A 21158-nucleotide genomic window follows, 5' to 3' on the forward strand; every position below is an offset into this window, starting at 1 on the left:
TGCTCAGACCGCTGTCTTGCGCTCGGCTTCGAGGGTCCGCACCATTTCTTCGCCCCACAGGATATCTTCCTGCATGGCGGCACGGCTTGCCTGTGCGTCTCCGGCTTCCAGCGCAGCAATCAGGTCATAATGTTTGTGATTGTCACCCGAAAGCTGACGTACCGGCATCCGGTCGTGGAAGGTACGAAGGAACGGGCCCATCAGGACCCACATATTTTCACAGATGCTTTCGAGGATCGGCAATTGCGCAAGACGCAGGATTGCAAAGTGAAAATCGCGGTTCAAAACACTTGCTCGCTCAGGGCTTGTCGCAGCGGCCTTGATAAATTCAGCGTTGATGGCTTTCAGCGCCTTGATATCTGCCTTGGTGGCCAATTCTGCTGCACGTCCTGCTGCAACACCTTCAAGCTCGACGCGAATACGTTGCACCTCCCGCAAACTCTGCGGGGAAAGATCAGGAACCTGCACAGATGTGGCAGCGCGCATTTCCAGGGCCCGCTCGCTGACCAGACGGAAAATCGCCTCGCGTACCGGGGTTATGCTCGTGCCATATTCTTCGGCCACGCCTGAGATCGTCAGGCGTTGGCCCGGTGCATACTGGCCGTCCATAAGTGCATTGCGCAAATTGCCATAAAGCTGTGTCGACAGGTTTTCCCGCGAAATAGGTTTCTGGGCCAATCCGGCATCCTTTCAGGCAACGAAACAAATCATATATGATCTAACATACTTCTCTATGACCTGGGTAGCTCGACCAGTTCGATAAGCACGCCATGTGGATCACGCATGTATAACCCCCGCAAACCGGCCGCTATACCCTCGGTAATCTCGGTCAGTTCGCCTTGCTCAGATCCGCCATTCCGGAGAATGTCATCGCGCAGCGCCTCGACATTTTTTATGCGCAGGCAGATATGTGCGGCACCCGGCTGGCTGCTACGCGGCACGGATGGCGTGTCCTGTTCATCAAACTGGATGAACTCGATATGGCCACCATGGCCATAGAGATGCACGAGCTTCACCTGCGCATTTGGCACACCCATGAAGCGTGAAATCCATGGCTGACGTCGTTCGCCAATCGGTTTCGCCTCAAATCCCATCACATTGGTCCAGAAGGCAACCGAGCGCTCAATATCGGGGGTAATCCAGCCGGTATGGTCGAGGCTGGATTGTCCCCATTTTTCCAGATAGGCCTGATCTGTCATTTCGAAAAAATTTCCTGACGGGTTGTGTAGGGCGCCAGCCGGTCCCAATCGAGTGCGAGACCCGCACCTTTGCGTCCAGTGGCAATGATGTTTCCGCCTTCGATGACCGGAGGTGACAAGAAAAACTGGTCGATCGGATCGGCCCCGACCTCCGGCATGATCATTTCGACACAGCGAACCGCATCAAAAGCCAATGCCAGCTCAGCGTGAAGCGCTGCAAAAACATGCGGAATGACGGGCCTGTCAAAGGCGCGAGCCACCGCAATTGCCTCTACTGCACCGGTAATGCCGCCACTGACCGAGGCATCGACCCGGAGAATACCGCCAGCATTGGCAAGATCACGAAAGCCCGAGAGATCGATGACGTCCTCGCCCACCGCCAGCGGAATGTCGAGCCGCGAGGACAATGAGGCGATGGCATGCACCTGCGTTGGTGCGAATGGGTCTTCAACAAAAGCACCACCAAGCTTTTCCCCCAGCCTGCACCAGGGAAGCGCCTGATCAATGCTGGTCCACGACCAATGCGCATCAATCCCAAATTTGACACCTGTTGGCAGTGACGCAGCAAGAGCCTCCATGACAGCCTTGTCAGCCTCGAAATTTAGCCCATCAATCATGCATTTGATGGTCTTGAACCCGCGGGCAGCGAGATTTGCGCCTTCCGTGGCAGCCCGTTCCGGCGTCATGCCGTAACCGATCACCGGCATGACAGGCACCTTGTCCCGAACGGCGCCCAAAACAGTGGAAAGCGGTTGGCCAACCGACACGCACCAGGCATCCCAAAGCGCAATGTCACAAAGGCTCATTCCTCTGACCATGGCCGCACGCGGTGCAGGCGTTGGTCCCAGTGCAAGTTTACGCAACCGGTTTCGATCGGCCGCCTTTTCGCCCGGATAATGCCGGGCCGCCTTAGCCACCAGATCAAAGAGCGGCAGACCACGATCATAGCCATAAGCGTAACCTTCCGACCCGTCGGAAAGCACCAGCTTCACAACGACATAATCCCGTTGTGCGATGGTAACAGGACCGAGTTGAACCGGTTTTTGAAGCGGGATGCAGACAGACCTCGCTTCGAGTTTTGCAATTGTCGTCATCAGCTTGCCACGCCCAGATCAGCGCTTTCGGTGAGGAATGCATTGGCTGTCATGCCGCCATCCACCATCAAGACGTGGCCTGTCACAAAACTTGCTGCTTCGGACGCCAGGAAGATTGCCGAACCCATTAACTCATCTGGCTCGGCCCAGCGTGCCAGAGGCGTGCGGTCGATGACCTGCTGCTCAAAAGTTCCCGTCCCCAGCACCTTCTTGTTCATGTCAGTCAAAATATAACCAGGGCCGATCGCATTGACCGTGATGCCAAAGGAACCAAGCTCCGCTGCCAAACCACGTGTTATGCCAACCACCCCGTGCTTGGCCGCAACATAGGATATGACGCCGGGGCGCGAACTGATGGCCATGACCGACGCTGTGTTGATGATACGGCCGTATTTCTGCTTGCGCATGTGGCGAATGCATTCACGCGCCACGCCGTAGAGCGAACTGAGATTGATGGAAATGACCTTGTTCCAGTCATCCATGTCATGGCTTTCAACCGGCTTGCGAATAAGAATACCGGCATTGTTCATCAATATGTCGAGCCTGCCATTGCGCTCAACAATACCGTCGACAGCGGCGGCAACCGCTGGCGTGTCAGTCACATCAAAGGTGACGGCTTCGGCACTCCAGCCGCTGGCCTTCAAGCTCTCGACCGCAGCGTTGGCGTTATCGGCATTGATATCGTTGATAACGACGTGCGCACCTGCCGAGGCAAGTCCTTTGGCAAAGGAAAAACCAATGCCGCGACCAGCACCGGTTACCAATGCAACGCGGCCTTTCAACGAGAAAAGTTCAGTCCCTGTGGTCATGATCAAGCGGCCTCGATGATGGTAATGGCGCGGGCAATATCGTCAGCCGAAATCGGCTTTACAAATTTCTTCATATGCGCGGCCTCGGCAGACACGGTAGCGATGGTTTCGACAACCGAATTCGACCGCTCGTCCAGACCGAGATCCGCCAGTTTCAGCGGCAGTTTGGCGTCACGATAGAAATCGTACATATCGGCCATGAAGTTATCATCGCGGTCCTCAAGCACAAGCTGCACCAGCAGGCCGTAAGCGACCTGATGACCATGAAGTGCGTTGGCGATACCGGGCACTGCTGACAGTCCACGCGTCATGCCGTGAGACACGGAAAGTCCGCCACTTTCAAAGGCCAGACCGCTCATCAGAACGCAGGCTTCAACCAGTGCCTCGAGATGTTCGTCCGGTTCGCCGCGCTCAAGCGCGGCATAAGCGGCGGTTGTGTGTTCACGCACAGTATCATAACATGCATGAGCGAGCGCCAGAGCAGAGCGCGGGGACGCCGCACCAAACACGTTGTTGCCCTTTGCGCCAATGCACTGCTCAACCTCGAAACGTTTGACCAGCGCATCACCAACGCCTGCGGACAGCAATTTCAGCGGTGCCTTGGCGATAATAGCTGTATCGACAAGCACCAGATCAGGGTTGGCACGGTTCTGTTCCACGCCAACCAGCTTGTGGTCGCTGTCGTAGACAACCGCGATATGACTGGTGGGAGAATCATTTGAGGCAACCGTCGGAACCGAAATGAAAGCGGCCTTCAGCTCCCTTGCCACCAGCTTGCCGGTATCGATGGTTTTGCCACCACCTGCAGCAATCACCACGTCATGTTTCGCATCGGACACTTCCTTCACCAGTCGCTCAATCTCGGCATAGGTGATTTCGCCGCCAAAACGCAGACCCGTCACACTAACGCCTGCCTCCTGCGCACTGCGGGTAATGGTTGGGCCTACAATTGCGTGGACATTATCATCTGCCAGAAGGATCGCGGACGTTCCAAATCCCGCAAGTTCCTTGCCGATGGCTGCAAGAACGCCTGGCCCCTGAATATAGCGGCGTGGTGCTCCAAAAATAATCATGCGTTTTCTCTCCGGATATTCGAAATATGTTCGTCCGGGACCTGCCGGACAACGAAATCAATGAAAGGATCTATCTGACCGGTCAGCATATGAACGCCCTCGTGGACAGTCGCGCCGCGTAGGCGCGCTTCTTCCAGAAGCCGCGTAACGGGTGGCGACATGATGACTTCGGCAACGATGCTGTCACGCTCCAGCGTATCGGGATCAAGCGGCAGCGGATCATTATCATGCATGCCAAGAGCCGTGCCATTGACCACCAGATCGAAACCGGTGCCATCGGCCTTGCCAACACTGACAGGTGTTGCCGGATGCAGTGCCTGCAAACGGTCCACCAACGCTTGCGCACGGGCTTCGGTACGGTTGCTGATAACCAACTCGCGGACACCGGCCGCCAGAAGCGCATCGGCTATGGCAACAGAAACACCGCCCGCGCCCACCAAAAGCGCTTTCTTGCCAGCTGGGTTACGCCCCAGACGCGATAGACCGCCCGTAAAACCCTCACCATCGAGTATACGACCGACCAAGGCTCCGTCAGCATCCTTGCGAACGACATTGGCAACACCAAGCAATGCGGCAGGGCCTTCAAGCCTGTCGCACAACGCAGCAACGGTCTCCTTGTGAGGGATTGTGATAATCGCACCGGGCACACTTTCGCTGATGCGCAGCGCATTCATCACGGCAACGAGATTGTCAGGGTGGACCTGCCAGGGCACCAGCACCGCATCCAGCCCACGCTCCGTGCAGCGGGCATTAAACAGCTGCGGAGTCCGCAAATGCGCAGACGGATACGCAATATGAATGAGAACTTGCGTTCTCCCGTTAATCTCCATCAGCGCCTCCCTCGCATTGTCATCACGTATCATGCATGATATTTGATTGTCGTCAACGCAAAAGTCTTTGGGAGGAGCAATGAAGGCAGTTGTATTACACGCACCACATCATCTGGTGATCGAGGATCGAGATATGCCCGTTCCAGGCGACGGAGAGGTGCTGGTCCGCATTCATAAGGGGGGAATCTGCGGCTCGGACATGCATTATTACCATCATGGCGGCTTCGGGACAGTGCGCATGAAGGCACCGATGGTGCCCGGACACGAACTTTCGGGCGTTGTCGAACGCCTTGGCGCAGATGTTTCTGGAAAAAGCGTCGGTACATCAGTAGCAGTCAATCCGTCGCTCGCCTGTGGAAAATGCAGCTACTGCGCGTCGGGCATGCCACGGCACTGCTCCGATATGCGCTTCATGGGCAGCGCCATGCGCAACCCACATATTGATGGCGGTTTCCGCGAATATGTAGTGGTTCGGGCGGCGCAGGCCGTGCCGGTCGGGACACTTGCAGGGCTTGATGAAGCAGCCTGCGCAGAACCATTGGCCGTATGCCTGCATGCGGTATCGCAGGCACCGGATCTGCGGGGCAAACGCGTTCTTGTCACCGGTTTCGGGCCAATCGGCGCACTGACATTCCTTGCTGCAAGACACGCCGGAGCAGCTGCAATCTCTGCGACCGATGTTGCCGACATGCCGCTTCGTCTTGCAGCGCAAATGGGGGCAGAAAAGACTTGGAACGTCACAATGCCCGGTATTATGGAAGAAGAATACCGCGATCGGGGGCAGTTCGATGTGGTATTTGAATGCTCTGGCAATCAGGCTGCAATGCAGACAGCCATTGGCGTCACCAAGCCCGGCGGCACGATTATTCAAGTAGGGCTTTTGCCTGACGAGATAACCACAGCCTTTAATCCTGTCATCACCAAGGAAATCACCTTCCGGGGATCATTTCGTTTCGACAGCGAATTTGATCTGGCTGTCCGGCTGATCTCAGACCGCACCATCGATGTGCGGCCAATCATTTCCCGCACCTTCAAATTTGACCGCGCTGACGACGCTTTCGCCTTCGCCCGTGATCGACAGCAGGCCATCAAGGTCATGCTCGACTTTGCATAAAAACAGGAAACCTTATCCCGTGACATATGATCTTCGTTCCCGGCTCACTGATCCGAGCCTGCTTGCAGACAAGGCGTTCATCGCTGGCCAGTGGGCAATAGCTGACAGCGGTCGCACACTGGCTGTCGATAATCCCGCAACGGGCAAGGAAATTGCCACAGTGCCCGACATGGGTCGCACAGAGACCGCGCGAGCAATCGACGCGGCATGTGTTGCCCAGAAGAAATGGGCAGCCCTGACCGCCGGTGAGCGCTCCAAGATACTGCGCAACTGGTTTGAACTGATAATGGCCAATCAGGAAGACCTGGCGATCATCCTCACCACGGAAATGGGCAAACCGTTGGCTGAAGCGCGCGGCGAAGTTGCCTACGGCGCGGCCTATGTCGAATGGTTTGCCGAGGAAGCAAAACGTGCTTATGGCGACATGATCCCGGGCCACTCCGACGACAAACGGATCATGGTCATCAAACAACCGGTTGGCGTGGTTGGCTCGATAACCCCGTGGAATTTCCCAATCGCCATGATTGCCAGAAAGGCTGCTCCTGCGCTGGCGGCAGGATGCACATTCATCTCCAAGCCGGCAAAACAGACACCACTTTCAGCATTGGCACTGGCGGTCCTCGCAGAGCGTGCCGGCGTCCCGACCGGCGTATTTTCTGTACTGACCTCCGCCTCAAGTTCAGCAATCGGCGCCGAATTCTGCGAAAATGAAAAGGTCAGGAAACTGAGCTTCACCGGATCTACAGAAGTTGGCCGTATCCTGATGCGTCAGGCCTCGGACCAGATCAAGAAACTGAGCCTTGAACTTGGCGGCAACGCGCCATTCATCGTGTTTGAGGATGCCGATATCGATGAGGCCGTCGAAGGCGCAATCCTTTCGAAATTCCGCAATGCCGGGCAAACCTGTGTATGCACCAACCGCATCTATGCCCATGACAGCATCTACGACACATTTGTCGAGAAATTAGCGAAAGCCGTGGCAAATCTGAAAATCGGCGACGGCCTGCAAGAAGACATCAAAATCGGCCCGCTGATCGACAAGGCAGCTGTGGCCAAAGTCGAGGAGCATATAGCCGACGCCCTCTCAAAAGGCGCCACACTGGTTGTGGGCGGCAAACCTGATGAGCGTGGTGGACGTTTCTTCCAACCAACCGTGCTGCGCGACGTTCATCAGGGCATGGCTGTTGCACGCGAAGAAACATTCGGACCGCTCGCTCCGGTTTTCCGGTTCAGCGGCGTCGACGAAGTCATTGAGATGGCCAATGACACGATATTCGGGTTAGCCGCCTATTTTTATGCTCGCGATCTATCGCGTGTCTTCAAGGTGGCGGAAGCACTCGAATACGGCATCGTCGGCGTCAACACCGGGCTGGTATCCACCGAAGTCGCACCGTTTGGTGGCATCAAACAATCCGGCACCGGCCGCGAAGGTTCGAAATACGGCATGGATGACTACATGGAGCTAAAATATATCTGCCTGGGTGGCATCGGGAGCTAAACGTTTCTATTGTCACAACAAAAATGGCGATCTTCCAAGAGACCGCCATTTTTTCAAGCCTGTTTTTACGGACCACGGGAGATCAGACCAGACGTGATGCCACGTCTTCAATACCGGCCGCATCAAGTTTGTAGTGGCGGTAAAGATGGGTTGGCGGGGCAATCAGGCTGTATTCATCCATGATACCGTGACGCACCAATCGAGCCGAACCCGGGTTTTCCGCCATCACTTCAGCGACCGCGGAACCCAGACCACCAAGAATATTGTGCTCTTCCACCGTCAGGACGACTTTGGAGGCTTTGGCCGCCTCAAGAACCGCCTCAACATCGAGCGGCTTGATGGTGTGCATATCGATCAAACCGACGGAATAACCCTTGGCGTTAAGCGCCTGCATTGCCGCTTTCGCGCCATGTACCGGCATGCCGCAGGCAATGATGGTGAGGTCCTTGCCGATAGCATGAACCTTCGCCTTGCCGATCTGGAATTTTTCCTTGTCGTCATAAACAACCGGATCGTGACCACGATGGGTTCTGAAATAGATCGGTTCCTTGTATACAGCAGATTCCAGCAAAAGCTGCTTGTACTGCTGACCATCAGAGGGTGAGATAACCGTTAGATCCGCGATGGCCCGCATGGTGGAAATGTCTTCCGTGGCATGGTGGGACGTGCCGTAAAAGCCCATGGAAATACCAGTATGATGCCCGATCAGCCGCACCGGCTGCGCGCAGTAGGCCACATCCATGCGAATCTGTTCGCATGTCAGCAGACCGATGAAAGACGCAAAGGTTGCGACATAGGGAATAAGCCCGGTCGTCGCCATACCAGCGGCGGCAGACACCATGTTTTGTTCGGAAATACCGAACTGAACAAAACGATCGGGGTAACGTTCCGCGAAGGCAAAAAGGCCGTTGGAGTGCTGAAGGTCGGCAGTGCCTGCGGCAATGGGATGACCAGCTTCGACAAGTTCAATCAGCGCATCGGACAGCACGGAAAGCGACGGCGCCTTCTTGTTGAGATCGCGATATTGCCAGGATTGTGGGTTCTGTGGGGCGTTCATTATTGGACTCCATCAAGTATGGTCTGGCGCGCGCGCTCTTCATCATCCGGGGCAAGCCAACCAAGATGCCAGCCAGGCTCCGTTTCCATGTAATCAATGCCCTTGCCTTTCAGCGTCTTGGCAATGATGCAGCATGGCTTGGTACGCTCGCGGTCGGCCTTGACCTCACGGAGTTTTTCGGTGAGCTCAACAATGTCGTGGCCATCGACCACATGCACTTCCCAACCGAAAGCACGCCACTTTTCATCCAGTGGCTCGATTGCAATGACATCGTCCACCTTGCCATCCAGCTGATAGCCGTTGCGGTCAACGATGGCGATGACGTTGGACAGGCCGTGGCTGGACGCGTTCAATGCCGCTTCCCATACCTGGCCTTCCTGCATCTCGCCGTCACCCAGCAAGACAAAGACGTCGAAATTCTGCTTCTGGATCCGCGCGCCATGCGCCATGCCAACACCATTGGATAGCGCATGGCCGATAGAACCCGAGCTGAAGTCGACACCCGGCACCTTGCGCATGTCAGGATGGTCACCCAAAGGGCTGCCAAGACGCGTATAGTCGTCCAGCCATTCTACGGGAAAGAAATCAAGATCAGCGAGAATGGGAAACAGACCAACCGCCGCATGGCCCTTGCCCATCAGGAAACGATCACGATCAGCCCATTTCGGCTCTCCACGCCGAATATTCATCACGTCATAATAGAGTGAAGAGAAAATCTCGGCGCATGAAAAGACGGACGAATAGTGTCCGACCTTGGCGATGCTGATAAGCCGAATGGTCTCCAGTCGGACGAATTTCGCCCGCTCCTCGAGACGGGCAATCAGCTCCGGCCCCAGTTCGGTGTTCTGCATAAACATATCTCGCTTTTGTCGTTACGAGGCACGCCCCGACCTCCGCCATTTCCGGCGGTGCCCGGGCCAGCTCCTCCACTGTGGCCCCTGCCGTTCAGTGAAAAAAACATACGAAGAAAAATATCATGCGTCAAGCATGATGCATCATATATGATACGAGGTAATGATTTACCTGAGATCCGCCACTCCTGCGTGACAGGAGGTTGGGGGTTAGCGCTGCAGACCAACGAAACCAAGCAGCCGCTTCAGCCAAAACTCAATTTTCAGCGATGTCGCAAATTGGACAGTAATTTGTCGTTTCCGGCATTCCAATTTGGTCCCAATAAGACGAGATTGCCGCCGAATTTGATTATTCGGACTGGTTCAGCAACGACGCTGAAACGGTTCCGTCAGACTGGATTATCCCTTTGTAAAAACATCAGTATTTACGACCAATATGTCGTTACCTGTTTCCGGCAATGTCCAGCTTGATCTGTGTAAAACCCGATGAATGCCAATGTTTGCAGGTACTCATCAGCCTTCCCATATCCTCCCCCCTGAAATGAGATACTCATGTCTATGCAACTCCTGGCAAAGGTGTTGGCTCCGCTACTCGGCCTTTTTATTCTAAGTGTCGGAAATGGCTTCCTGTCATCGCTTACCACCCTGCGGCTTGACGCCAGCGGCGCATCCGCCAACATGGTTGGCATTGTTTCTTCCGCCTATTTTATCGGCCTCACGATCGGCGCTCTGTTCCACGACCGACTGATCGTGCGGATAGGTCACATTCGTGCCTATAGCAGTTTTGCATCGCTGGGCGTCGTTAGCATCCTGATGCAGGCACTGTCCCCGGACTGGACCGTCTGGATCCTCGCGCGTCTGGTGTATGGCTGGACGACAGTTGGTATTTTTCTTGTCATTGAAAGCTGGCTGTTGCTTGCCGCCGACCAGAGTGTACGCGGCCGTCTGCTGGCTTTGTACATGATTTCATTTTATGGCGCTGGCGCTCTCAGTCAGGTGCTGCTTGGATCCGTTGCAGGCCTGGGAGAAACTGCACCGTTCATCACCGCAGCGATGCTTGCCTCACTCTCGGTCCTGCCAATTGTGATCTTGCCGCGCATAACACCAACAGTAGAACGGGTGGAAGCACTCAAACCATCCCGACTGTTTCAGATGTCGCCGAGTGGCGTTATCGGCTGCTTTGGTTCTGGTGTCGCAATTGCGGCAATATATTCGCTTCTGCCGCTTTATCTGCAACATACTGGCCTGCAGGTTGAAGAGGTCGGTCACATGATGGCCAGCGTCATCCTAGGCGCTATGGTGCTGCAATATCCAGTGGGACGCTGGTCTGACCGGCAGGACAGACGTATCGTGCTGATCACACTGGCATTCATTTGCCTGTTGTTGTGTGCTGCCATTTTGTTGCTGCCACATACATCGACGACACTCATGATCACCATGTTCCTGTTCGGCGGCGGCGTGTTTGCCATCTATCCGGTATCGGTCAGCTTTGCGGCCGACCGCGCCTCATCAGAATCGCTGGTACCAATCATTCAGGGTCTGTTGCTCATAAACTCCCTTGGTTCGGCAATCAGTCCAATCGCCATTTCGCCCGTCATGAACCATTTCGGTGCATCTGGCCTGTTCTGGTCATTGGCTGTTCTCAACGTCGGCCTGATATCATTCTTCTTTTGGAGACGTGGTGTCCGCCCTGAATCGAACCATGTTGCACCATTTGCAGCAACAACAGCGATGACGCCGGTTGGCGCCGAACTGCGTGTCACCGACGAAATGATCCAAGGCGTACACGACAACGAGTCTTGATCCGCGTAAAGATGCGGCCTGAACGTTCAGGCCGCATGCTTGCAAAAGTTTATTCGAGATCAGACCCACCAATCCCGAGTGTCAGGCCAATGCCTTGCCCTCATTCAAAACTGTGAGATCAAAACTTTGCGGTCATGTTAACACGGAACGTACGTCCCGGAGACGGCATAAGACCAAGCGTCAATGCGTCCATGTAATAAACGTCGGTAACATTATCGACGGCGAAGTCGATATTGACACTGTCATTGACCTTATAGCTCGCGAACAGATCAAGCAGTGTGTATTTCGACCAATTGACCACGGTCGTATAACCACCGGTGTCATTGCTGGTCATGGTTCCCCGGTCGCCAACAAAAGTCACACGTCCGCCAGCTTCCAGAGCCTCTTCCATTAGCCGGACCCCGGCTGTCAGCGAGGCGCTTTTGCGAGGCGGCAGATGCAACTGGGCATAACCGTTCTGAATACCGGAAGATCGGCAATTTACGCCAAGATTCAACTCCGCAGCACAAAACTCGGTCTTGTCGTAAACCGTGCCACCGATATCGAAGTAGCCCCACCCGACGTCATAACCGATCGACGCCTCGTAACCGCGAAACAAAGCGCTATCGATGTTCTTGACCGACACATCGGGGTAGTTTGTACGCGACAGGTAGTCCTTCACATTATTGTTGAAGTAGGATGCCTTGAACCGCACTTTGTCGCCGCCAAACAACACATCCTCCTGAAGAACATTGATACCGATTTCCGTGTTGCGTGAATGCTCCGGTCTTACGCCAACCAGCGGGTTGGTATTGAATGAAAAACCGGTGGTCGATTCAAACAGGCTCGGCGAACGAATTGCTTCGGAATATTTCGTGTAAAACTGGATGCCGTCCCACGGCTCGATCGTCGCACCGATCATCGGCGCCCAGCCGCTGTTTTTCTCTTCGTTATGCAGCGTGGAACCATAATTGGTGTTGTTGTCATAAGACTGCGTCCACGTGTAACGGATCGCGCCATCGAATTTCAACCAATCGGTGGGTTTCCAATCGACGGCAGTGAAAGCACTGGCTTCCTTGCGCCATCCGTCACGCGAGGCGAGCAATCCATTGGAATCAATATTCACATGACCTGAAGGCGGTTCAATGGTCTCATACACAAAGGATCCGCCAACTGACACACCGACGTCGCCCCAGTCCGTGTCGATCTCAGATGTGTTGACGACGTCAAAACCGTAGCGCTTGGCGATATCCCAATAGGCCTGCGGCAACTCCAATGTTCCGCCGAAAGGAAAACTAAAGGCATAAGGCGTAACAATCTTGGTGTCGGTGTCTGTCATCCAGAGGTTGGCTTTGAGATCAATCAGATCGTTTTCTTCCGGGTTCCATTTGTACCCGGCACGGTATGTATTGACGGAAACCTTGCTAAGAGGTGCCTGCGTTGCGCCATCAAAACGAATGATCACCGACGGCATCATTTCACCAAACATGCTGTGATACCGCATGTAGCTCATATCAAAGGTGTGGCCGCCGTCCAATTCCAGTTTCGACTTCAGCATATAGGACGTGTTGTCCTGTGAGGTATTGAGAACCTCCTCACCGCCTCGATAGCGGTTCAGGCCATTTAGAGAGAAAACCGTATAATCCGTAATCCGGTCTGGAGTGCCATTTCGTCCCGGGCGAATCAAGGTGTCATAGGATTTTTTGAGCACAGGTGTCCTGCCCCGCGTTCCTGCAAAATAGTTACCGTTCTTGCGTCTTGCATAGGCGCCGACAACCTCGAACATGTCATTGCGTCCGGCGATTGCGACACTACCATTGCCGGTGGTCGGGTTGAGAAAAGCAGGGCGGTCCAAACCGTAAGGGCTACCCGAGAGCAAGTTATCAGGAATAGTATCGACGGCGCAGGGGGTGTAGTTGCAACCGGTAATGAAGCGGGACTGTGCCAAGGGTGGATAACCACCCGGCGTGCCAACGGCTGGCGGCGTGGTCGTATTGCTCATCAGGCCACCGCGCACCCGGATACCCCAGTTTTTATCACCCTTGATAATATCGTCTGCGTTGATGGTTTCCATGCGCACAAGGCCTCCGGTTGCGCCAACACCATAGACACTGGCAGAGGGACCTTTTTCGATAACAACGCCGCCAATCATGTCAGGATCAACATAGTTGCGTGAGGCAACGCCAGAATAACCGCGGTAAACCGTGTTCTGCTGCGTGGTGCCATCAACAACCACGGGAACACGACCAAACCCCTGCATACCGCGAATGTTCACGTCGACAGCGCCGCTGTTGCGGTTATCCCCGGTCAGAACACCCGGCGTTCCCTTGATAAAATCACCAACCGACGATCCGCGAAACCGCTGAACCTTCTGTTCACTTAGAAACGCGCTGCTGCCGGCGGTGCGATAATTGGCATCCTCGTCGGCCAATGCGCCAAGCGTTGCTATGCGCCCTGTCTTGCCGACGATCGTGATCGGATCAAGCAGTGTTGAACCACTCGCATCGACGGGATCAGTGGCAGCACTGTCGCCGACAATCAACGCTGCAGAATTTGCTCCACTCAAACGGATGCTGACGCCGGTACCGGCAACAAGCTGCTGCAAAGCCTGCGATGGTGTGTAGCTGCCCGCTACAGCCGTCGAGGTTTTGCCGCTGACCAGTGCGGAAGAATAGCTGATCTGCCAGCCGGTCTTGCGGATAAAGGCATTGATTGCGGATGACAGAGGCTGTGCAGGAATGGAGAACTGGACGGCATGATCGGCAACCGGCGCGGCATTCTGTTGCGCTTGTGCAAACGTGGTCGTGCCGGTAAAAACATACCCCAGAACAGTGGATGCCAGCAGCAGCGACACCACGCGCAAACGGCTTTGCTGTCTGCCAGCGCCATTTGCAACGCCGCCTTCAAAATTCCTACGCCCCATTCCCAAACCCTTCTCATCAATTCCAAAGAGCCCTGCTCACATCATGTTGGCATGGGCCTTCGTATTCCTTGACGAACGAGGTGTGGCGAGTCGGAAAAAATAGTTGAGAATTTAACGAAGGATTATGATCCCACCCGGCAGACGGGTGATGGAGACGCCTGCTGCATCCGCAAGTGTCTGGATTGCCGCTTCGACATTATCCAGGCGATAGTTACCGGTCACAGCCAACTGGTCGTGACGTTTATCGACCATAACGACCGTACCTCTGTAGTAACGCTGCAATTCACTGAGCACGCGGGAGAAGGGTTGGTCTTCAAAAATAAGGCGGCCATCGCGCCATGCAAGCGCAGTTGATAGATCGGCCGGAGAGACAGCCGAAAGCGATGCTTCGTTGGCAAAAATCATCTCGCCGGGGCGAAGATTGGCTTTCTCTGTTTGATTGCCGACACGGCGAACCTCGACAAGCCCGTGTTCCAGGACTACACGGTCGGCCTCAGTGTTGCGACGCACCGAAAACGCCGTGCCTTTCACTTCGACTTCACTGTAACTTGCCACTACGCGAAACGGATGGGCCGGATCTGGCTTGACGTCAAAAAACGCCTCTCCCTGCAACAGCTTGATATTGCGCTTTCCATCAGCAAAATCGACGGCAACGGCCGACGCGGTATCCAGCGTCATCCGCGATCCATCCGGCAGCATCACGCTAGACCTGTCGCCAACGGTGGTAAGGTAATCAGCCTCCCACCGCAACATCATCGCCGGATATTGCCATATACCGATTGCCATCACAGCGGCGGCCGCCATGGCAGCAAAACGGCGCGTCCAGCCAAAGGTTTTTGTTTTGACCGCCAGATGCGGCACGGGTGTTGCCGGAAGGCTCTGTACTGCCTTTTTGAATGCGGGCGCTCCCCACATGTCTTCGAGTTCGCGATAATGCTGCGCGTGAAGCGGGCTTGTCGCAATCCAACGGTCAAAGGCAGCTTGGGTCGCCGGATCAGGTGTTGTGTTGCGCAGGCGGGCAAACCACTCCAAGGCTTCATCCACGATGGGATCATCGTGTTTAAAGCCGCTCTGGTTCATATCCTGATCGTCGTCCTGTGGTGCCACTCAAGCCGTCCAATTGATGCTGTTTTCGCGCCTTTTATATATGAGACGCTCGACGCGCTGAAATTCAGCAAAGAAAGTTATCCCGTTTTCAAAACCGGGTAGTTATTGACTGTCAAAGCGGGCAAGCGTTTCGCGGCAATGGGCCATGGCAAGCTTGAGGTCATTGAACACGGTTCGCTCTGAAATATCGAGATGTTCGGCGATCTTTCGGTTGGACCACTCTTCGATCCTGCTCAGTCTCATCACCGTCTGCGTTCGCTCAGGCAATCCACTCAGTGCCTTTTGCAGCGCATGAAAACGCTCCCTATCCAATATTGCCGCCTCAATCGACGGTACATTGTCAGGAATGTTCTGCAGAAAATCGTCGCTCACACCGTCGGCTTCATAGGTCGAGCGCATTTTGCGATGGCGCTGGTGATCAAGTGCCAGGTTGCGAGCGGTCTGGTGAAGGAAAGCTTCAATATGGTCTATTGAGCCGTTTTCTACCGCCCGCCGGGCACGCAGATAGGCTTCCTGCGCGACATCCTCAGCGGTCTGTGCATCGCCAACGATCTTCATGACCGCCCAGATCAGGGAGCGTCGGCGAGACTGGAAAATTGCATTCAGGGCTGCTGACAAATCAGCCTCCCCCGCCCTTCTAATCTGTAAAGCCAAACACTATTGCACATGTCAATTTCGCCTGAGACGCTGGATGGCTTATGCGTTTGCAGCAACCGCGCGACACGGCTTAGTCAAGGTCAAATGGGATTGCAACCATGCGAGACGACGCTGAAACATGCGCGTTTAGCCCCCGCTCAAAAAAACATGAGTATTGCACGCATATTTTCTATTTGATTTTACTGCATGAATCCCGGTTCGTTCAGCCGCAGCTGATGCTTCATGATTGGTGGCATTTTTTTGGAATGATGAATAAAATTTTCGTCATCGAATTGCATGCGGTACCGGCATCCGCACACGATGCTGGAAAAGCGAATGTCGCACTGTGCATCCCCATCATTACGTAACACGCAGTGACGGGGATGCAGTTCTTTCAAAGCAATTACCTATCTCAAGCGAAGATCAAAACTCTTCCCAGCTATCGGACGCCGTGCTGAGTGCCACATTGCCGGAGAAGGCTGACGCCACCTTGCGTGCAAGATTGCGTGCTGGTGATGCCGCTGGAACGTCGCGCGCTTGTGCTGGACGAACAGCAGCATATTGAGAACGGCCGGAGAGCTTGAACTGCGCCAGAAGCGCATTCAGCGATGCTGCATCACGGGCAAGGCCGTGGCTGGCTGCGGTGGATTCCTCTACCATCGCCGCATTCTTCTGGGTATCCTGATCCATCTGGTTTACCGCAGTGTTGATCTGCTGCAATCCGGAGGACTGTTCCTGTGCCGATTCAACGATTGCGTTGACGTGTCGGTTGATCTCCTGCACCTCGGCGACAATCGTTTTCAAGGCTGTACCGGTTGCGCCGACAAGTTCAACCCCGTTCTGTACCTGCTGGTTTGAGTTGTTGATCAAAGCCTTGATTTCCTTGGCTGCGTTTGCGGAACGCTGCGCCAATTCGCGCACTTCCTGTGCAACAACAGCAAAGCCCTTCCCGGCATCACCAGCGCGTGCTGCTTCAACACCTGCGTTCAGTGCCAACAGGTTGGTCTGGAAAGCAATGTCATCGATAACCCCAATGATATTGCTGATCTCGCCCGAAGACTTTTCGATCTGCTCCATGGCGGCAACGGCATTTTGTACAACGGTGCCTGACTTTTCAGCACCGGCCCGTGTCCGGCTCACCAGCAATCCGGCTTCATGGGCACGGCTGGCCGCATCTTTGACGGTTGTTGTGATCTGTTCGAGGGCTGCAGCTGTTTCTTCGACAGAAGCGGCCTGCTGTTCAGTCCGTTTGGCAAGATCGTCGGCGGCAGATCTGATTTCAGACGAACCGGCCTCAATGCTGCGGGCATTTTCAGCAACCTGTTCCAGCGCAAGCTGCAACTTACTTGCCGAAGCATTGAAGTCGCCGCGAACACCATCCAGCATGGATGTGAAGGGCTGCTCGATGCGATAGACGACATTGCCGTCTGCGAGATTGCTAAGGCCCTCAGCAAGGTTTTCAACGGCAAACTTGACTTCAGATGCTTCGCGGGCACGCTGTTCCTCCCGTTCAACGCGCTCTTTCTCCGACAGGCTGCGGTTTTCATCGGCTTGCAGTTCAAGGCGGGCCCGTTCAAGGGCATTATCACGGAAGACCGCAACGGCTTCGGCCATTTGGCCGATTTCATCCTTACGTCCGAGGCCGTCGATGTCTGAACGAACATCACCGGCGGCCAAAGACGCCATGCGTTCACGCAACCGTGCCATCGGCGCGGTGATACCCTTTTGAGCGATGGCGAGGCTGGTTGCAATCGCGATTGCGATGCCGGCCAACAAGGCGCAAGTCGTGTAAAGGATTGTTTGTGAAACTGAATTCGATAGTTCTTCGCCACCTTTGGTCAAAGCTTCGGCCATAACGACATTGTTGGCACCGAATTTCGGGGACAGATCAATCACAGCTTTGTCGAGCATTGCGGAAAGTTTTTCGACCTCTGCAGAATTCCCCTCCGCATGTGCTTTCAGCACCTGATCACCAATCGATTTCAAATTGTCGACCAGAACGAGGATTTCGTTCATCGCCTCTCTACGGGACGGCACAAGGTCTGCCACCTGCGCAAGGCGCCCACGCGCGCCCGCAAGTTCCTTCGTAAAACGCTCGGAAAAGTCCTTGAAGGCAGGCGATGCTGGATTTTGAGCCAGCGCACGCGTTAGCCAGGTCGTCGCGGTCCAGGTTCCTGCTGCGCCACGAGGACCATAGTTTGCACCAAGGCTTTCATGCTGGAGAAAGCCGAAATAGGCCGTGTTGGCCTCGGAAAACTTCAAAGTCAGGTGCATCAGACCAGCAAGTGAAATGAGGCTGAGAATGGCGATTGCCATAAGAAATTTGGTTTTGATTTTTAAATTTTGGAGCATCGGAAAAAACCTCGGTGCGGGGCGGAGGGACTAAGCGTTTGGCAGCAGAAAAGTGAGGAAGAAAAGCAGGAAACCGCCTGAGAAGGCGGCGCACATCATGCGCGCTGGTGACCAGATTTGGTCGCTATGTCCCAAGCCAAAACGCTAGGAGAAGAACAATAAGAAAATCTTACTTTTTGCTGCGCCGCAACATAAACAGCGAAAAAAAGCTATCGCGGTAACGGTAATGATCAACATTTTCGTCTTTCGAAACCACAAAACCCGGCACAGTTGAGAATATTCTTTCTTATCGACGGCGAACGGACGGTTATATCGAACTCAAGAGGTCCGATATGGCTCGCGTGCAAATGAGACCGCACAGGCTTAAAACAAAACCACCCCACCCGGACACGCCGGATGGGGTGGAGTTTTAATTCAAGTTTCGCCAACCACTAGGGTTGCACAATTATCAAAACTCTTCCCAACTATCGGGAGAGGTCTTCAGCGCAGCATTGCCTGCAAATGCAGCCCGAACTTTGCCACCGAGCGCACGCGCCGGAGAGGCAGCCGGCCGATCAACCGGGGATGCCGGACGAACGTTGGGAGAAGCAGAGCCATATCCATTGTCAGACAGCGTGAACCGGGACAGCAGCTGGTTGAGCGACAGCGCCTCGCGTGCAAGTCCGTGGCTTGCAGCGGTGCTTTCTTCGACCATCGCAGCGTTTTTCTGCGTGTCCTGATCCATCTGGTTAATAGCGGTGTTGATCTGTTGCAAACCGGATGACTGTTCCTGTGAGGATTCTGCAATCGCAGCAACGTGGCGGTTGATCTCCTGCACTTCTGCAACAATCACCGACAATGCATTGCCGGTCTCGCCAACCAGCTGCACGCCCTGCTGTACCTGGCTGTTTGAGGTTGTAATGAGGTTCTTGATTTCCTTTGCAGCACCCGCAGAACGCTGCGCAAGTTCACGCACTTCCTGCGCAACAACCGCAAATCCCTTACCGGCTTCACCGGCACGCGCGGCTTCTACACCGGCGTTCAGCGCCAACAGATTTGTTTGGAAAGCAATTTCGTCGATGACACCGATGATGTTGGAAATTTCACCTGCAGATTTTGCGATCTGTTCCATAGCCGCGACGGCCTTCTGAACAACCTCACCAGACTTTTCGGCGCCGACCTTTGTGCGGCTGACGAGCTGGCCTGCTTCCTGCGCACGTTTTGTCGAGTCCTGAACCGTCGTCGTGATTTCTTCTAGTGCCGCAGCGCTCTGCTCAACAGCAGCCGCCTGCTGTTCTGTTCTTCTGGCCAGATCATCAGCGGCGGACTTGATTTCATTTGCGCCGGCATCGATACCGCGTGCATTCTGGGCAACCTGGTTGAGCGTCGTCTGCAGCTGTTCTGCAGCTTTGTTGAAGTCGCCACGAATACCGTCAAGATTGCCAACGAAAGGCTGTGCAATCCGGTAGGTCACATCGCCATGCGCGATCTTAGAAAGAGCTGTGGCCAGATTATCGACCGCAAACTGCACGTCTCGCTCTTCCTGTTCTTTCTGCTTGGCGCGTTCAATTCGCTCTTTTTCAGACAAGGAACGATTGGCTTCCGTTTCATTCTCAAGGCGAATGCGCTCAATGGCACCTTCACGGAAGACCTGTACGGCAGCGGCCATCTGGCCGACTTCATCCTTGCGGTCCATGCCGTCAACTTCTGCCGCCGTGTCGCCATTTGCCAGCGAAGCCATCCGTTCGCGAAGACGGGCAATCGGCATCGTGATGCCACGCGACGAGACGTAAAGGCCAAGTGCAATCAGCAGACAGGACAGGATCACAATGCCGGTAATGCTCTTGAAAATCGTGCTGTTTGTATTTGCAGTAAGCTCGTCGCTACCCTTGACCATTCTCTCTATGAGTTGCTCGTTACCGGCACTTATTTTTGGCGAAACTTCTCCCAGCTTCTTGAGGAGTTCCAGCGCCATCTTCTGAGCGTCTGCAGTTTGTCCTGCTTGCATCAGTGCAATAGTGCGTTCTCCGACAGCCTGTACCTCTGCAACGCCGTTAAGAATGTCACGAGCCGCATCGGCGCGCGATGGAATAAGCTTTACGATCGTGTTCTGGCGGTCTTCAAGTTGCTTGCTGTCACCACGGAAAGTCTTGACGGCGTTTTCAAAATCACTGCTGCCGGCTTCATTGAGAGTGGCCCGGAGAATTTGCATGCCCAAGGCATTGAGGTTACCGCTGGTTCTGGCGTTCAGGACCGCTGCAACTCCGTTATTGGCGATGAACTCACTATAATTATCATCAGTGTGTTTATATTGCAGGCTGACATAACCCAGGCCAGACAACGAAACGATACTCATCAAAGCAATTACAAAAACGACTTTTGTTTGTATCTTGGCATTTTTCAAAAACGACATATAGACCTCAAGCCAGACGGCCTCGAAACCGGCCCTAAGAGGGCAGTTTGTGAGCACATGATAAGACATTGCAGGTAGGTGTGCCCACTCATCGGGCGACAAGCGGCAATACTGTTGGCAGCTGCATCATGCAGGGCAAGAGCGTGATCCGATTGTTCTACCGGCTCCAGCCTTGAAAGCGGGAACCTGCAAATTGTACATTTTGCGAAAAGTTTAAATTAAGTATTACTTTATTCATACAAACAATCATGGAAAGAGATTAAATCGCAATATTTCCAGTTATTTAGTTATTGCAATTCGTGAGGCGCACGGAAGGCTTGAACATCAGGAGGTCACCCCCCCTGAGCGGCTCGACCGCTTCTCAAGGTCATCCGTAAGTTACGGGATTTTGTGATATCAGTGTGTCTGTCTGCATCGCTCCAGGAGATTGCGAAACGACAC

The 21158-nt window shown here is 54.4% G+C and carries 17 protein-coding genes; 4 read left to right on the forward strand and 13 right to left on the reverse strand.

Translation table 11 applies throughout. From position 1 onward, the window contains the following. Positions 1 to 3: 3 nt before the first annotated feature. From IB237_RS12465 to IB237_RS12490, 6 genes are read right to left on the reverse strand one after another with little or no spacing between them, the layout of a single operon-like run. The gene (locus IB237_RS12465) at positions 4 to 678 is read right to left on the reverse strand and encodes a GntR family transcriptional regulator (RefSeq protein ID WP_192488996.1); all 675 of its coding nucleotides are present in this window, start codon (positions 676 to 678) and stop codon (positions 4 to 6) included. 53 nt (positions 679 to 731) lie between these two features. Beyond that, complete coding sequence (locus tag IB237_RS12470) at positions 732 to 1199, reverse strand: VOC family protein (protein ID WP_192488997.1); 468 nt, start codon at positions 1197 to 1199, stop codon at positions 732 to 734. Further along, complete coding sequence (locus IB237_RS12475; RefSeq protein ID WP_192488998.1) at positions 1196 to 2293, reverse strand: mandelate racemase/muconate lactonizing enzyme family protein; 1098 nt, start codon at positions 2291 to 2293, stop codon at positions 1196 to 1198. Before IB237_RS12475 ends, IB237_RS12470 begins: the two co-directional genes overlap by 4 nt. Continuing rightward, positions 2293 to 3102: an SDR family NAD(P)-dependent oxidoreductase gene (locus IB237_RS12480; protein WP_192488999.1), complete on the reverse strand. Its 810-nt coding sequence runs from the start codon at positions 3100 to 3102 to the stop codon at positions 2293 to 2295. The genes IB237_RS12475 and IB237_RS12480 overlap by 1 nt, the downstream gene beginning before the upstream one ends. 2 nt (positions 3103 to 3104) lie before the next feature. Further along, on the reverse strand, positions 3105 to 4175 hold the full coding sequence (locus IB237_RS12485) for a glycerol dehydrogenase (protein ID WP_192489000.1): 1071 nt from the start codon (positions 4173 to 4175) through the stop codon (positions 3105 to 3107). Beyond that, positions 4172 to 5005, reverse strand: a complete 834-nt coding sequence (locus IB237_RS12490; protein WP_192489001.1) for a shikimate dehydrogenase — start codon at positions 5003 to 5005, stop codon at positions 4172 to 4174. Before IB237_RS12490 ends, IB237_RS12485 begins: the two co-directional genes overlap by 4 nt. Before the next feature lie 79 nt (positions 5006 to 5084). Here IB237_RS12490 and IB237_RS12495 point away from each other — a divergent pair, with 79 nt between their 5' ends. Beyond that, on the forward strand, positions 5085 to 6119 hold the full coding sequence (locus tag IB237_RS12495) for an L-idonate 5-dehydrogenase (protein ID WP_192489002.1): 1035 nt from the start codon (positions 5085 to 5087) through the stop codon (positions 6117 to 6119). Positions 6120 to 6138: 19 nt separating this feature from the next. Further along, positions 6139 to 7617 (forward strand): NAD-dependent succinate-semialdehyde dehydrogenase, encoded by a 1479-nt coding sequence (locus tag IB237_RS12500; protein WP_371815310.1) that lies wholly within the window; start codon positions 6139 to 6141, stop codon positions 7615 to 7617. 82 nt (positions 7618 to 7699) lie between these two features. Here the strand turns inward: IB237_RS12500 and IB237_RS12505 are convergent, their stop codons facing one another. Further along, a complete protein-coding gene (locus tag IB237_RS12505; RefSeq protein ID WP_192489004.1) occupies positions 7700 to 8674 on the reverse strand; it encodes a transketolase family protein in 975 nt (324 codons plus the stop codon). Next, positions 8674 to 9531: a transketolase gene (locus IB237_RS12510; RefSeq protein WP_192489005.1), complete on the reverse strand. Its 858-nt coding sequence runs from the start codon at positions 9529 to 9531 to the stop codon at positions 8674 to 8676. The genes IB237_RS12505 and IB237_RS12510 overlap by 1 nt, the downstream gene beginning before the upstream one ends. A 546-nt stretch (positions 9532 to 10077) precedes the next feature. Here IB237_RS12510 and IB237_RS12515 point away from each other — a divergent pair. Beyond that, positions 10078 to 11328: an MFS transporter gene (locus IB237_RS12515; protein WP_192489006.1), complete on the forward strand. Its 1251-nt coding sequence runs from the start codon at positions 10078 to 10080 to the stop codon at positions 11326 to 11328. Between the two features lie 118 nt (positions 11329 to 11446). On the opposite strand, the gene IB237_RS12520 is transcribed toward IB237_RS12515, so the two are convergent. The 3 genes from IB237_RS12520 to IB237_RS12530 all read right to left on the reverse strand — a co-directional run bounded on the left by IB237_RS12520 (position 11447) and on the right by IB237_RS12530 (position 15991). Further along, entirely contained in the window at positions 11447 to 14230 is a 2784-nt protein-coding gene (locus tag IB237_RS12520) for a TonB-dependent receptor (RefSeq protein WP_192489007.1), read from the reverse strand. 111 nt (positions 14231 to 14341) lie between these two features. Beyond that, positions 14342 to 15337 carry a FecR domain-containing protein gene (locus IB237_RS12525; protein WP_371815311.1) on the reverse strand — a complete coding sequence of 332 codons (996 nt, stop codon included), beginning with the start codon at positions 15335 to 15337 and terminating at the stop codon, positions 14342 to 14344. A gap of 102 nt (positions 15338 to 15439) precedes the next feature. Further along, on the reverse strand, positions 15440 to 15991 hold the full coding sequence (locus tag IB237_RS12530) for an RNA polymerase sigma factor (protein WP_371815312.1): 552 nt from the start codon (positions 15989 to 15991) through the stop codon (positions 15440 to 15442). 101 nt (positions 15992 to 16092) lie between these two features. Between IB237_RS12530 and IB237_RS12535 the strand changes: the two genes are divergently transcribed. After that, positions 16093 to 16341 (forward strand): hypothetical protein, encoded by a 249-nt coding sequence (locus IB237_RS12535; RefSeq protein WP_192489009.1) that lies wholly within the window; start codon positions 16093 to 16095, stop codon positions 16339 to 16341. 55 nt (positions 16342 to 16396) lie between these two features. Here IB237_RS12535 and IB237_RS12540 read toward each other — a convergent pair whose 3' ends face one another. Together IB237_RS12540 and IB237_RS12545 are read right to left on the reverse strand one after the other, a co-directional pair. Next, positions 16397 to 18325, reverse strand: coding sequence for a methyl-accepting chemotaxis protein (locus IB237_RS12540; protein ID WP_192489010.1), 1929 nt, complete (start codon positions 18323 to 18325; stop codon positions 16397 to 16399). Between the two features lie 448 nt (positions 18326 to 18773). Continuing rightward, positions 18774 to 20717 (reverse strand): methyl-accepting chemotaxis protein, encoded by a 1944-nt coding sequence (locus tag IB237_RS12545; RefSeq protein ID WP_192489011.1) that lies wholly within the window; start codon positions 20715 to 20717, stop codon positions 18774 to 18776. Positions 20718 to 21158: the final 441 nt, after the last annotated feature.

It is taken from the genome of Agrobacterium sp. AGB01, assembly GCF_014851585.1.
Taxonomy (GTDB): domain Bacteria; phylum Pseudomonadota; class Alphaproteobacteria; order Rhizobiales; family Rhizobiaceae; genus Agrobacterium.

Coding starts and splice junctions, on each gene's coding strand:
- IB237_RS12540 (WP_192489010.1), bottom strand. CDS start 18,325: ATGCTCCAAAATTTAAAAATCAAAACCAAATTTCTTATGGCAATCGCC.
- IB237_RS12505 (WP_192489004.1), bottom strand. CDS start 8,674: ATGAACGCCCCACAGAACCCACAATCCTGGCAATATCGCGATCTCAAC.
- IB237_RS12510 (WP_192489005.1), bottom strand. CDS start 9,531: ATGTTTATGCAGAACACCGAACTGGGGCCGGAGCTGATTGCCCGTCTC.
- IB237_RS12520 (WP_192489007.1), bottom strand. CDS start 14,230: ATGGGGCGTAGGAATTTTGAAGGCGGCGTTGCAAATGGCGCTGGCAGA.
- IB237_RS12480 (WP_192488999.1), bottom strand. CDS start 3,102: ATGACCACAGGGACTGAACTTTTCTCGTTGAAAGGCCGCGTTGCATTG.
- IB237_RS12485 (WP_192489000.1), bottom strand. CDS start 4,175: ATGATTATTTTTGGAGCACCACGCCGCTATATTCAGGGGCCAGGCGTT.
- IB237_RS12475 (WP_192488998.1), bottom strand. CDS start 2,293: ATGACGACAATTGCAAAACTCGAAGCGAGGTCTGTCTGCATCCCGCTT.
- IB237_RS12545 (WP_192489011.1), bottom strand. CDS start 20,717: ATGTCGTTTTTGAAAAATGCCAAGATACAAACAAAAGTCGTTTTTGTA.
- IB237_RS12470 (WP_192488997.1), bottom strand. CDS start 1,199: ATGACAGATCAGGCCTATCTGGAAAAATGGGGACAATCCAGCCTCGAC.
- IB237_RS12495 (WP_192489002.1), top strand. CDS start 5,085: ATGAAGGCAGTTGTATTACACGCACCACATCATCTGGTGATCGAGGAT.
- IB237_RS12535 (WP_192489009.1), top strand. CDS start 16,093: ATGCGAGACGACGCTGAAACATGCGCGTTTAGCCCCCGCTCAAAAAAA.
- IB237_RS12490 (WP_192489001.1), bottom strand. CDS start 5,005: ATGGAGATTAACGGGAGAACGCAAGTTCTCATTCATATTGCGTATCCG.
- IB237_RS12515 (WP_192489006.1), top strand. CDS start 10,078: ATGTCTATGCAACTCCTGGCAAAGGTGTTGGCTCCGCTACTCGGCCTT.